The organism is Achromobacter pulmonis, assembly GCF_902859765.1.
Taxonomy (GTDB): Bacteria; Pseudomonadota; Gammaproteobacteria; order Burkholderiales; family Burkholderiaceae_B; genus Achromobacter; species Achromobacter pulmonis.
In genome coordinates, this window is the sequence record NZ_CADIJV010000016.1 from 60,584 (window position 1) to 73,120 (window position 12,537).

Here is a 12,537-nt window from a genome sequence, read left to right on the forward strand (position 1 = left end):
TCGATTGAAAGATGGTTGAAACCGAGCGGGATGGTGGGATTTTACGGGGGATTCGCGGAAAGGTCTTGAAACGGCCGGTATCCCTATCCGCCAGGACTAAACCGGCGGGATGAACCGCCGCCGCACCGCCTCCCCGTTCGACCCTCGCCCGTCCTACGGCCGTCCCGCGTGCGGCACGTCCACCTCGGTCATCAGGATCCGCCCTTCCGGCTTGGCGCGGCGGTTGGCCTCGATGAAGTCGGGCGCCGCCGCCATGAACAGTGTCCTGCCGTCCGGGCCGCCCAGGGCCGCCGCGAAAATGCCCAGCTCGCCGGTATCGATCTGTTCCAGGATCCGGCCGCCGCGCGCCAGCCGCACGATACGCTTGCCGATGGCGTCGGCCACCCACAGCGCGCCCTCGGCGTCCAGCGCCCCGCCGTCCGGCCCGATGGCCGAGGCCGCGATCAGCACCGACAGGTCGTCCGACTCGGGCAAGGCGCCGAAATGGGCCCAATCGCGCCGCGGCCCGAGCGCGCCATCCGCCAGGATGTCGAATTCCGAGATGCGGTTGCCGAAGGTCTCGTTGACGATCAGGGTCTTGCCGTCGGGGGGGATGAAGGAGCCATTGGGAAACCACAGCCCATCGGCCACCACCTGCGCCACGCCGTCCGGATCCACCCGCACCAGGGTGGTGGTGGCGAAAGGCTCGCCGGCCATCAGGTCGAAGCCGAAATTGCCCACGTAGGCGCGCCCCTGCTCGTCGACCACCAGGTCGTTGACCGGGCCGCCGGTCAGGGCCGACAGATCGCAATGCGTGACCAGCCGGCCGTCGGGCTCGCGCCGCAGCAGCTTGCGGTCTTTCATGGAGGAAATCAGCAGGCGCCCGTCGGGCAGCCAGCCCAGGCCGGACGGTTGTTCCAGCACGCGGCAGATGACCTCGACCCGGCCCTGCAGGTCCACGGCGATCACCTTGCCCGTATAGAAGTCCGACGCCCACAGGCGCCCGTCGCGCCAGCGCAGGCCTTCCAGGTAGGTGTACCCCGAGACCAAGACGGACAATTCGCGTTGCGGCATGGCTTTTGTCTCCTGATGGTGGCGGCGGGCCGGCATGGCCCTGTCCTTATCTTTATTTAGGGAGGGCCCCAGGGCGCTTGCGCGACCCGGGCCAGGCCATTTTGTCATGCCGGCGGCGTCGCGGCAGTCGGGGTTGACCCGTCCCCAACCTGACAACTGACTGTCAGGCTGGGGACGTTAACATCGCGCCCCAAGGGTTAACCCGCACTCCGGTTGCCCTCCGGCATATCCGTCATTGGACCGATCCGCCCCGCCCCATGCCGGCGGGTAAGGCCCTCCCTGGGGCCGACCGGGACGATCCCTGTTCTCCTGTTTTTGAAGATGAATACTAAGAAGCTGACGCGTTACATCGGCATCGCCATGGTGCTGGGCGTCGTGGTGGGTTATTTCTGCAACAAGTACGCGCAGAGCGCGCAAGAGGCCAAGGACATCGCCTCGTACTTCAGTCTGATCACCGACATCTTCCTGCGCATGATCAAGATGATCATCGCGCCCCTGGTATTCGCCACCCTGGTGTCGGGCCTGGCCAGCATGAGCGATGCCAGCGCCGTCGGCCGCATCGGTCTGCGCGCCATGTTCTGGTTCATCGCCGCCTCGGCCATCTCGCTGCTGCTGGGCCTGGCGCTGGTCAACATCTTCCAGCCGGGCGCCCACTTGAACCTGGCGCTGCCCGACACGGCCGTCAGCGCCGGCCTGAAGACCGGCGACTTCACCCTCAAGGCCTTCATCGCGCACGTGTTCCCCAAGAGCATCGCCGAAGCCATGGCCAACAATGAGATCCTGCAGATCCTGGTGTTCTCGCTGTTCTTCGGCGCGGCGCTGTCGTTCATCCGCGGCAAGGGCCACAACACCATTTACAACGTGATCGACGAGCTGGCCAAGATCATGTTCCGCGTCACCGACTACGTGATGCGCTTCGCGCCGCTGGGCGTGTTCGCCGCCATGGCCGCGGCCATCACCACCGAGGGGCTGGGCGTGCTGGTCAGCTACGGCAAGCTGATCGGCGAGTTCTACCTGGGCCTGGCGTTGCTGTGGGCCATCCTGTTCGGCGTGGGCTACCTGTTCCTGGGCAAGTCCACCTTCCGCCTGGGCGGCCTGATCAAGGAACCGACCCTGCTGGCCTTCTCGACCGCCAGCAGCGAATCGGCCTACCCCAAGACCATCGAGGCGCTGGCGCGTTTCGGCGTGTCCAAGCGCATCTCGGGCTTCGTGCTGCCGCTGGGTTACTCATTCAACCTGGACGGCTCGATGATGTACCAGTCGTTCGCGGTGCTGTTCATCGCGCAGGCCTACAACATCGAAATGAGCTTTTCGCAGCAGCTGACGCTGCTGCTGGTGCTGATGGTGACCAGCAAGGGCATGGCTGGCGTGGCGCGCGCCTCGCTGGTGGTGGTGGCGGCGACGCTGCCGATGTTCCATCTGCCCGAGGCCGGCCTGCTGCTGATCATGGGCATCGACCAGTTCTTCGACATGGGCCGCACCGCCACCAACGTGGTCGGCAACAGCCTGGCCACCGCCGTCATCGCCAAGCTGGAAGGCAAGGAAGAGGATCTGGCGGCCGCGGACGGATCCGCGCCTGCTCAGTCGTTGACCGAGCAGGCCACCGGCGCGCCATCCTCGAATTCGACGTCGTAAGTGTGGACCGGGTCCCAGGGCAGCGTGAACCATAGTTCGTAGCCGTCGCCGTCCTCGTCGAACAGCCACAGCGCGCGCAGCACGGCCTTCTCGGCCATGGCCTCGGCGCTTTCCTCGCCCAGCAGCTGGTCGTCTTCGAGACCGAGTTTCTTGTAATGCTCGTACGAGTAGTTGTCGAGCAGGAAGTCGGCGGCGGCCAGGATCTGTTCGTCGAGGTTGTCGATGATGGCCTTGACCACCTTGGACGCCGCGCCGGTCGGCGCTTCGCCGTCGGTCTGGATCATGACGTGGATGGGCGGACGCCCCTCGCCCGCAGGCACGTTTTCGGCGGCCCAGAGATCGGGTTCTTCGAGGTCCTGGGTGAAATTGAATCGTGCCATCGTACGCTCCGGAAAATAAAGGAGACGGGCCGCGCAAGCCGCGGCCCCCCGTCATCACCCATTTAACCAGATGCGCGTGTCCGGCGCTTGTCCGGCGACAAGGTTGGCCGCGCGATACCGCCGGCCCTGCGGGTCAGGCCGCCACCCGTCCGCGCGCTTCGGCGGCCGGCTCGGCCGCGCGGGCGGAGGGATAATGGGTCGAGAACACCAGCCGGCCCGCGCTCCAGGTGTGGCTGATCAACGGCAGCGCGCCGACCTGCGCCACCGCGACCAGATCGGCACGCAGGCCCACCGCGATGCGGCCGCGATCGCTCAGGCCGCAGGCGTCGGCCGGATTGGCCGTGACCAGCGCCAGCGCCTGCGGCAACGTCAGTTCGGTCTGCGCCGCCAGCGCGAAGGCCGCGGCGATCAGGGTCGAGGGCTGGTAATCCGAGCACAGGCAGCTCGCCACGCCGGCGCGGATCGCGTCGATGGCGCGCATCGAACCGCTCTGGCTCTTGCCGCGCAGCACGTTGGGCGCGCCCAGGATGGTCGGCAGCCCGCAGGAGACGGCGGCGCGGGCGGTGTCCAGCGTAATCGGGAATTCGCTCATCGACACGCCCAGGTTGCGCATGGTGGCGATGCGGTGGATCGAATCGTCGTCATGACTGGCGGTGGGAATGCCCAGGCCGTGCGCATGCGCCAGCAGGGTTTCGACCCGCTGCACCGCGCCGTCCTTGGCGCGGGTCTTGGCATGCGCGGCCGCTTCGGCCTGCTCGCGGCTCATGGCGTGGTTGCCGATCATGTACTGCAGGTAGGATTCCAGCGTCTTGAACTGCCCCTGGCCGGGCGAATGATCCATCACCGACAGCAGGTCCACCGCGCCCTCGTCCATCAGCGCCCGCAACAGCGGCACCGAGGCGGCATCGGTGACTTCGTAGCGGCAATGCACGCGGTTGTCCACCAGGCTGTGCTGGCGGAAGGCGCGCACGCCGCGCACCACCTGGGCGGCGGTTTCATTATTGCGCACGCCCCATTCGCTGTTGGCGAACGACAGCGCATGGTACGGCGTGGTGATGCCGGCGGCGGCGTTGCGGCGGTCCACCTGCGCCACCGCGAAATCCAACGGAAACAGCACTTTCGAGCGCGGCTCGGCTTCCTTCTCGATGGCATCGCAATGCAGGTCGATCAGGCCGGGCGCCAGGGTCAGGCCGCGCAGGTCGATCTCGCGGTCGGCGGCGGCGCCGTCGGGCGCGATGGCGGCGATGATGCCGTCGTCGATCAGGACGGCGCTGTCTTCCAGCACGCGGTCGGACAGGACGACGCGGGCATGGGTCAGGTAGGTGCTGGTCATGCTCGCTCCCGTTCGGCGGCAGCCTGCGCGGGACGCAGGGCCAGGACGCGCGACGCCACGGCGTCGCGGACTTCGGCATCGTGGAAGATGCCCAGCAGGCAGCGGCCGGCCGCGCGCGCCTCGCGGATCAGTTCCACCACCACGGCGCGGTTGTCCGGGTCCAGCGAGGCGGTCGGCTCGTCCAGCAACAGGATCGGATGCCGGGCGATGAAACCGCGGGCGATATTGACGCGCTGCTGCTCGCCGCCCGAGAAGGTGGCGGGCGCCAGCCCCCACAGGCGCTGCGGCAGGTTCAGGCGCCGCAGCATGGCGGCGGCGCGCTCGCGCGCCTCGCCGGCCTCGACGCCGGCCATGCGCAATGGCTCGGCCACCACATCCAGCGCCGACACGCGCGGGATCACCCGCAGGAACTGGCTGACGTAGCCGATGACGTCGCGCCGCAGCGCCAGGATGCGCTGCTCGGGAGCGCCGACCAGTTCGGCCCAGTCATCGCCGGCGCGCACGCGGATGCTGCCCTCCGTGGCCAGATAATTGCCGTACAGGCAGCGCAGCAGGGTGCTCTTGCCGGTGCCCGAGGGGCCCGCCAGCACCAGGCAATCGCCAGCGGCGGCATCGAAATCGACCGCCTCCAGCACCGGCAGGCGGATGCCGCCCTGGTTGTGCAGGGTGAACAGCTTTCCGAGGCCCCGCACCTCGATCATGGGTTTCGCGACAGTCATGCTCAGCTCTGCAAAATGGAAGACACCAGCAACTGGGTGTAGGGATGCTGTGGATCGTCGAGGATCTGATCGGTCAGGCCGCTCTCGACCACCTCGCCGCCACGCATCACCAGAGTGCGGTGCGCCAGCAGCCGCGCCACCGCCAGGTCGTGGGTGACGACAATGGCGGCCAGGCCCAGGTCGGTCACCAGTTGGCGCAGCAGGTCCAGCAGGCGCGCCTGCACCGATACGTCCAGCGACGCGGTCGGATCGTCCATGAACACCAGGCGCGGATGCGTCACCAGGTTGCGGGCGATCTGCAGGCGCTGCTGCATGCCCCCGGAAAACGCGGCCGGCGCGTCGTCCAGGCGGCCGGCGTCGATCTCCATCTTGCGCAGCCAATTGCCCGCGGCCTGGCGCAGTTCGCCATAGTGGCGTTCGCCGACCGCCATCAGGCGCTCGGCGATGTTGGCGCCGGCGCTGACCTGCATGCGCAGGCCATCGCGCGCATTCTGGCGCACGAAGCCCCAATCGGTGCGCGCCAGCAGCCGCAGGCGCGCACTCGGCAAAGCGGCCAGGTCGGTGAAGCCCTGGTCGCGGGTGTCGTACCAGACGCTGCCGGCCTCGGGCGGGGTCTGGTACGACACGGCCGACAGCAGCGTGCTCTTGCCGGAGCCGGATTCGCCCACCACGCACAGCACCTCGCCGGGGAACAGGTCGAAGTTGACGTCACGGCAGCCGTGCACGCCGTCCCAGGTGCGCGTCATGCTGCGCACGGAAAGCAAGGGTTGGGCATTCATGCGGCGGCTTCCTTTGCGGCCTGCGCGGCCTGGCGGTCGTTGCAGTATTCGGTATCGGAGCAGACGAAGCGGCGGGTGCCGGCATCGTCCAGGATGATTTCGTCAAGGAACGTGTCGCGCGAGCCGCACAGGTCGCAGCATTCCGACCACGTTTCCACCGCGAACGGATGGTCCTCGAAATCCAGGCTCTTGACCCGCGTGTATGGCGGCACCGCGTAAACACGCTTTTCGCGGCCGGCGCCGAACAGCATCAGCGCCGGGCTGTTGTCGAGCTTGGGGTTGTCGAACTTGGGGATCGGCGACGGCCGCATCATGTAGCGGTCGTTGACGATCACGGGATAGTCGTAGGTGGTGGCGATGTGGCCATGCTGGGCGATGTCCTCGTACAGCTTGACGTGCATGCCGCCGTATTCGGCCAGCGCGTGCATGGCGCGGGTCTCGCTCTCGCTCGGTTCGAGCCAGCGCAGCGGCTCGGGAATCGGCACCTGGAACACCATGATCTGGCCCGCGCGCAACGGCGTTTCCGGAATGCGGTGGCGCGTCTGCACGATGCTGGCCTCGCGCGTCGATTCGGTGGTGGCCACGCCGGTCACGCGGCCGAAGAAGCGCCGGATGCTGATGGCATTGGTGGTGTCGTCCGAACCCTGGTCGATCACCTTGAGCACGTCACCGGGGCCGATGATGGACGCCGTCACCTGGATGCCGCCCGTGCCCCAGCCGTAGGGCAGCGGCATCTCGCGGCTGCCGAACGGCACTTGGTAGCCGGGAACCGCCACCGCCTTGAGCAGCGCGCGGCGCAGCATGCGCTTGGTGGATTCGTCGAGGTAGGCGTAGTTGTAGTGGTCGTCGCGTTCGACCGCGGCGTCGGGGGTGTGGCAAGTGTTCATGGGGCAACGGCCTCGTCCAGCTGGCGGGTGTTCTCGGGCGCCGGCGCGGCGCGCTCGGCGCGCAGGCGGCGCAACAGTTCCAGGTTGGCCTGGAAGTCCACGTAGTGCGGCAGCTTCAGGTGCTGCACGAAACCGGAGGCCTCGACGTTGTCGCTGTGGTACAGCACGAACTCGTGGTCGTTGGCCGGCGCATCGGCGCGTTCGCCCAGTTCCTGCGCCTTCAGGGCGCGGTCCACCAGCGCCATCGACATGGCCTTGCGCTCGCCGTAGCCGAAGGTCAGGCCGTAGCCGCGGGTGAACTTGGGGCCTTCCCCCGCGTTGCCGGCGAACTGGCTCACCATCTGGCATTCGGTGATCTCGATGTCGCCCACGGTCACCGCGAACCCCAGTTCCTCGATGTGCATCTCGACTTCCAGGAAGCCGTAGCGGATCTCGGCGGCGAACGGGTGCGTGTTGCCGTAGCCGCGCTGCGTGGAATAGCCCATCGACAGCAGGAAGCCTTCGTCGGCGCGCGCCAGATTCTGCAGGCGCGCGGCGCGCGAGGCGGGAAAGTCCAGCGGCTGGCGCGTCAGGTCGAACGGCTCGGGATCGCCTTCGGGCACCGGCTCGGTGTCGATCAGGTCGTCGTGCGCCAACAGGTCGGTGACGCGCGGCATGGCGCTGTCCAGCGGTGCGCCGCCGGCCGGCAGGGCATCGGCCTCGCGCCCGGCTTCCAGTGAAAAATCCAGCAGGCGCTGGGTGTAGTCGTAGGTCGGGCCGAGGATCTGGCCGCCCGGCACGTCCTTGAAGGTGGACGAGATACGCCGTTGCAGGCGCATGCTGCCCGTGTCGATGGGCTGGGTGTAGCCATAGCGCGACAACGTGGTGCGGTAGGCGCGCAGCAGGAACACCGCCTCGATCGCGTCGCCCGCCGCCTGCTTGAGCGCCAGCGCCGCCAGTTGCGGATCGTAGAGCGAGCCCTCGGCCATCACGCGCGACACCGCCAGCGGCATCTGTTCGCGGATCTGGTCCAGGCTCAGTTCGGGCAGGTCCCGGTCACCACGCCGGTAGTCATCCAGCATGCGATAGGAATTGAGGATGGCGCGTTCGCCCCCTTTGACGGCCACATACATGTCAGCTCTCCACGCGCGTGCTGCGGGGCAGCGCGCACAATTGCCGGCCGTGCGTCAGGAACACGTCGACGCCCAGCGGAAAACGTTGATGGTTGATGCGCCATTCGCGCCAGAAGCCATCCGGCAGGCCGGCGGCGCGCAGCGCCTGGCGGTTCTGGATGCCTGGGCCGCTCAGCGCGACCTCGGGGCCGGCGTCCAGCGACGCGACCTCGATCAGCAACGTGGTGGACAGGTCCGGATAGGCCGGATCGCCCGGATGGCAGGACGCCAGCGTCGGCGCCGCGCGACCGGCCGGCACCGCGGCAAAGCGCGCCAGCGAGGGCGACGGCACCACCAGGCAGGCGCAATGAAAGCGCAGGAAGTCCAGCACGCCGGCGTCCACGCCCGGCGGCAGCCACAACGGCGTGTCCACGTCCGCCAGCGTCAGCAGCAGCGCGGTCAAGGCTGGCGACAGGCCGGCCGGCACGCCGCTGGCGGCGGCCACCTCGTATACGCGGCCGGGATGCGCCATGGCGTCGAGCGCGGCGCGGAAGGTGGCCTGCGCGTCGTTCACCGGATTCGCGAAGCCCGGCAGCAGTTGGCGGCTGGCGGCCGCCGCGCCAAGAAGTTCTTGATGCATGTCAGTCCTCGCCTCGCACCATCGTGAAGAATTCGACCTTGGTCTGCGCGGCCACGCGCGCCTGGCGCTCGACCCGCTCGGCGCGGGCCTGCGCCAACGGCGCGATCAACTGCGCCTGCACCGTGTCGTGCCAGTCGGGCAATTGCAGCAGCGCGTCGGCCACCGCCGCCTGTTCGGCGTGGCGCAGCGAACGGCCCTGCACATACGCGATCCCGACCACGCCGTTATCCAGGCTGACCGCGCAGCGCGTCACCGTCATTTCGCCCAGGTTGAAACGCGCGCCGGTGCCGCCGCTGCGGGCTCGCACCATGGCCATGCCGGTCTGCGCCGGGCGCAGCATCTGATGGGGCGGCACGCCGCCGAGCGCGCCGAACGCGCCTTCCAGCATGGCCGGATCGGCCAGTGCCAACACCCGCATCCAGGCGGCCCGTTGCGCCGGGACTGCGCCCTGCGCTGTTTGTGGATGGTCCATTATTTCCTCTAAACGTCTAGACGACTGGATGAAGTATGATCGCGTCCAGATGGAAGTTCAACAGCCTGGCGTGAATTTTTGATGACAGTTGCGGTGGGGACGCATCGCCTATCCCGCGCCCGCCGCTTGGTGCACAATCACAGCCATTCTTGATGAAGCTGACATGACAGCACGAGCACATCCCATGGTCGAAAGAGGTTCCGGTATCGCCGTATGGCGGCAGATTGGCGAGTCATTGGCGGACGACATCCGCAACAAGCTGTACACGGCGGGGGAACAATTGCCCTCCGAACCGGAACTGGCCGCCAAGTTCTCCGTCAACCGCCACACCATCCGCCGCGCCATGGGCGAACTGGAACAGAGCGGACTGGTCCGCATCGAGCAAGGCCGCGGCACCTTCGTGCAGGAACACGCCATCGACTACGCCATCGGCAAGCGCACGCGCTTTTCCGAGAACCTGCGCAGCCAGGGCATGCTGGGCCACCTCGAGGCCCTGGGCAGCCAGACGCTGCGCGCGGCCGAGATCGCCCGGCACCTGGGCCTGCCGCGCACCGCGCCGCTGCTGCGGGTGCAGATGGTGGGCAAGGCCGAGAACCGCCCCATCAGCGCTTCGGAACACTACTTCGATGACAAGCGCTTTCCCGACTTCATCGAGCGCATGAACACGCTGCGCTCGGTCTCCAAGGTCTATGCCCACTACGGCATCGGTGACTACACCCGCAAGTGGTCGCGCATCACCGCGGCGCTGCCGACGCCGGAAGTGGCGCGCATTCTGGGCCAGCCCAAGACCCGCCCGATCCTGCAAGTGGAAGCCCTTAACGTGGACCAGGCCGGGGCGCCGCTGCAATACAGCATCACCCGTTTCGTCGGCGACCTGGTGCAACTGATGGTGGCCGACGACAGTTGAAGCCGCCGGGCCGCCCCCAGGGGGGCGGCAAGGGCCCCCATGCGATTTCAAACATCTAGACATCTGGTTGTAATGCAACCCCGCTAACTTTCTCCACATGAACCAAGCACACGCCCCCTCGCCCCTGGCCGGTGTCACAGGCCAACGTATCCTGACCCCGCGCGGCATCGAGCACGCCAGCCTGCGGTTCCATGGCGGACTGATCGACGACGCCGCCGGCACGCCCGCCCGCGGCGCGGCCTGGTTCGACGCCGGCGGCCTGCTGGTGCTGCCCGGCATCGTCGACCTGCATGGCGATGCCTTCGAGCGCGCCATCATGCCGCGCCCCAGCGTCACGTTTCCCTACGATGGCGCGCTGCACGATGTCGACCGCCAGTTGCTGGCCAACGGCATCACCACCGAATTCCACGGCGTCACGCTGTCGTGGGAAGGCGGCCTGCGCGGCGAAGCCTATGCCGAACGCATGTTCGCCGCGCTCGATCGCATGCGCCACATCATGGGCGCGCGCCACTACGTGCACCTGCGTTTCGAAACCCATCACATCGACGGGGTCGACACCGCCCGGCAGTGGATCCGCGACGGCCGCGTGCGCTTCGTCGCGCTCAACGACCACCTGCCCAGCATGGCGCGCCGTCTGGGCGACGACCGCAAGCTGCTGCAGTACGCCGACCGCGCCGAATGCGACCTGGACACCTTCCAGGAGCGCATCCGCCGCGCCATGGGCGCGGCCGACTCGGTGGCCGACGCCATGCGCGAACTGACCGGCGCCGCGCAGGCGGCAGGACTGCGGGTCGCCTCGCACGACGACCCCGATGCCGCCACCCGCCGCTACTACCACCAACTGGGCTGCGGCGTGGCGGAGTTTCCGCTGACGCGCGAGGCCGCCAGCGTGGCCCGCGACCTGGGCAACGCGGTGGTCTTCGGCGCGCCCAATGTGGTGCGCGGCGGCAGCCACACCAACGCCCCCAGCGCCACCGAGATGATCCGCGCCGGCCTGTGCGACATCCTGACCTCCGACTACTACTATCCCGCGCCGCTGGCCGCGGTCCTGCGCCTGGCCAGCGAAGGCGTGCTGCCGCTGGAACAGGCCTGGAACCTGGTGTCGCTGAACCCCGCCCGCGCCGCCGGCCTGCAGGATCGCGGCATGCTGGCGCCCGGCCTGATCGCCGACGCCATCGTGGTCGACGACCAGGTGCCGGGCCTGCCGCGCGTCTGCGCCGCCATCGTCGGCGGCGAGCTGCGCTACGCCACCCGCGCCTTCGGCGACGAGCGCCACCAGCGCATGGCGGCCTGACCATGCCCGCGGCCCACCGCTACGCGCTGTATCTCGCCCCCACCGGCCCCTGGCGTGAATTCGGCAGCCGTTGGCTGGGCCGCTGCGCCGACACCGGCGCGGCCCTGCCGCCCCTGCCCGGCCAGCCCGAGGCCGCGCGTGACTGGACCGAGGCGCCGCGCCATTACGGCCTGCACGCCACGCTGAAGCCGCCGTTCCGGCTGCGCGCCGGCGCCACGCCGCAGGACGTGGACGCCGCCGCGCGCCGCCTCGCCGCCGGCGACAGCGCCTTCGCCATCCAGCTCGAATGCGAGCCGCTGCGCGGCTTCCTGGCCTGGCGCATCGCATCCGCCGACGCCGAAGGCCGCGCCCGCATCGAGGCCCTGGCCGCCGCCGCCGTGCGCGGTCTGGACGACCTGCGCGCCGCCCCCAGCGCCGACGAACTGGCCCGGCGCCAGGCGCACGCGCTTTCGGCCGGGCAGCAGGCCATGCTGGCGCGCTGGGGCTACCCCTACGTGTTCGACACCTACACCTTCCACATCACCCTGACCGGCCGGCTCGACGGCAAGGCGCTGGAGCGGGCCCGCGCGGGCATCGCCGCCTTCGCCGACCCGTTGCGCGGCCAGCCCATGACGGTGCCCGGCGTCAGTGTGTATGTGCAGCCGGCAGCGGGCGCCGACTTCATCGCCGCGCGCCACTACCTCTTCGCTGGCGGCCACACCGACGCCGCGGGCGCGGCCTACCTGGAAGGACCGGCCACGGCATGAATCCCCCCGCCCGCGGCGAACGCCTGGTCTACCTGATGGGCGCATCCGGCAGCGGCAAGGACACCTTGCTGCGCCTGCTGCGCGCCGGGTTGCGCGAGCGCGAGCCAGTGCTGGTGGCGCACCGCTACATCACCCGCGACAGCGGCGTCACCGAGGACGCGCTGCGCCTGAGCGCGGACGAGTTCGCGCGCCGCGCCGCGCTGGGCTGCTTCGCCCTGCGCTGGAGCAGCCACGGCCTGCACTACGGCATCGGCATCGAAGTCGATACCTGGCTGGACGGCGGCGCGGCCGTCATCATCAATGGCTCGCGCGCCCACCTGGCCGAGGCGCACCGGCGCTATCCGGCGCTGACGGCGGTCGAGATCTGCGTCGATCCCCGCCTGCTGGCGCGCCGGCTGGCCGCGCGCGGCCGCGAAAGCGCGGCGCAGATCGCCGAGCGCCTGCGCCGCGCCACGCAGGCCTTTCGCGTGCCCGAAGGCTGCCGCCTGCTGCGCGTGGACAACGACGGCGCGCCCGAAGCGGCCGCCGCCGAATTGCTGGACATCGCGCGTGACCGGCTGAGCGCCTGATGCCCGCCGCCACCGCGCCTGCGCCCGCGCGG

General features: G+C 69.0%; 14 protein-coding genes. 5 read left to right on the forward strand and 9 right to left on the reverse strand.

The annotated features are described in order from the left end of the window. Nucleotides 1-153: 153 nt before the first annotated feature. On the reverse strand, nt 154-1,053 hold the full coding sequence (locus HV701_RS15015; RefSeq protein WP_175133819.1) for an SMP-30/gluconolactonase/LRE family protein: 900 nt from the start codon (nt 1,051-1,053) through the stop codon (nt 154-156). A 321-nt stretch (nt 1,054-1,374) separates the two neighbouring features. Here HV701_RS15015 and HV701_RS15020 point away from each other — a divergent pair, with 321 nt between their 5' ends. Further along, the gene (locus HV701_RS15020) at nt 1,375-2,688 is read left to right on the forward strand and encodes a dicarboxylate/amino acid:cation symporter (protein ID WP_175133820.1); all 1,314 of its coding nucleotides are present in this window, start codon (nt 1,375-1,377) and stop codon (nt 2,686-2,688) included. Here HV701_RS15020 and HV701_RS15025 read toward each other — a convergent pair. From HV701_RS15025 to phnG, 8 genes are all read right to left on the reverse strand, one after another. Then, on the reverse strand, nt 2,634-3,068 hold the full coding sequence (locus tag HV701_RS15025) for a hypothetical protein (RefSeq protein WP_175133821.1): 435 nt from the start codon (nt 3,066-3,068) through the stop codon (nt 2,634-2,636). The two genes, HV701_RS15020 and HV701_RS15025, sit on opposite strands and share 55 nt — an antisense overlap. Before the next feature lie 133 nt (nt 3,069-3,201). Continuing rightward, on the reverse strand, nt 3,202-4,401 hold the full coding sequence (locus tag HV701_RS15030) for an alpha-D-ribose 1-methylphosphonate 5-triphosphate diphosphatase (protein WP_175133823.1): 1,200 nt from the start codon (nt 4,399-4,401) through the stop codon (nt 3,202-3,204). After that, nucleotides 4,398-5,120: a phosphonate C-P lyase system protein PhnL gene (phnL, locus tag HV701_RS15035; RefSeq protein WP_175133824.1), complete on the reverse strand. Its 723-nt coding sequence runs from the start codon at nt 5,118-5,120 to the stop codon at nt 4,398-4,400. Before phnL ends, HV701_RS15030 begins: the two co-directional genes overlap by 4 nt. A 2-nt stretch (nt 5,121-5,122) precedes the next feature. Then, a complete protein-coding gene (gene phnK / locus HV701_RS15040; RefSeq protein WP_175133825.1) occupies nt 5,123-5,899 on the reverse strand; it encodes a phosphonate C-P lyase system protein PhnK in 777 nt (258 codons plus the stop codon). Then, nucleotides 5,896-6,786: an alpha-D-ribose 1-methylphosphonate 5-phosphate C-P-lyase PhnJ gene (locus HV701_RS15045; RefSeq protein WP_175133827.1), complete on the reverse strand. Its 891-nt coding sequence runs from the start codon at nt 6,784-6,786 to the stop codon at nt 5,896-5,898. Before HV701_RS15045 ends, phnK begins: the two co-directional genes overlap by 4 nt. Further along, a complete protein-coding gene (locus HV701_RS15050; protein WP_175133828.1) occupies nt 6,783-7,898 on the reverse strand; it encodes a carbon-phosphorus lyase complex subunit in 1,116 nt (371 codons plus the stop codon). Before HV701_RS15050 ends, HV701_RS15045 begins: the two co-directional genes overlap by 4 nt. A 1-nt stretch (nt 7,899) precedes the next feature. Further along, nucleotides 7,900-8,517 (reverse strand): phosphonate C-P lyase system protein PhnH, encoded by a 618-nt coding sequence (phnH, locus tag HV701_RS15055; protein WP_175133830.1) that lies wholly within the window; start codon nt 8,515-8,517, stop codon nt 7,900-7,902. A gap of 1 nt (nt 8,518) precedes the next feature. Next, a complete protein-coding gene (gene phnG / locus HV701_RS15060) occupies nt 8,519-8,989 on the reverse strand; it encodes a phosphonate C-P lyase system protein PhnG (RefSeq protein ID WP_175133832.1) in 471 nt (156 codons plus the stop codon). A gap of 184 nt (nt 8,990-9,173) precedes the next feature. On the opposite strand from phnG, the gene phnF reads away from it, so the two are divergent. The 4 genes from phnF to phnN all read left to right on the forward strand — a co-directional run bounded on the left by phnF (nt 9,174) and on the right by phnN (nt 12,505). Continuing rightward, on the forward strand, nt 9,174-9,896 hold the full coding sequence (gene phnF, locus HV701_RS15065) for a phosphonate metabolism transcriptional regulator PhnF (RefSeq protein WP_175133881.1): 723 nt from the start codon (nt 9,174-9,176) through the stop codon (nt 9,894-9,896). 97 nt (nt 9,897-9,993) lie between these two features. Beyond that, the gene (locus tag HV701_RS15070) at nt 9,994-11,190 is read left to right on the forward strand and encodes an alpha-D-ribose 1-methylphosphonate 5-triphosphate diphosphatase (protein ID WP_175133834.1); all 1,197 of its coding nucleotides are present in this window, start codon (nt 9,994-9,996) and stop codon (nt 11,188-11,190) included. A gap of 2 nt (nt 11,191-11,192) precedes the next feature. Next, nucleotides 11,193-11,936: a DUF1045 domain-containing protein gene (locus HV701_RS15075; RefSeq protein WP_175133836.1), complete on the forward strand. Its 744-nt coding sequence runs from the start codon at nt 11,193-11,195 to the stop codon at nt 11,934-11,936. Beyond that, nucleotides 11,933-12,505, forward strand: a complete 573-nt coding sequence (gene phnN, locus HV701_RS15080) for a phosphonate metabolism protein/1,5-bisphosphokinase (PRPP-forming) PhnN (protein ID WP_175133837.1) — start codon at nt 11,933-11,935, stop codon at nt 12,503-12,505. The genes HV701_RS15075 and phnN overlap by 4 nt, the downstream gene beginning before the upstream one ends. The last annotated feature ends 32 nt before the right edge of the window (nt 12,506-12,537 follow it).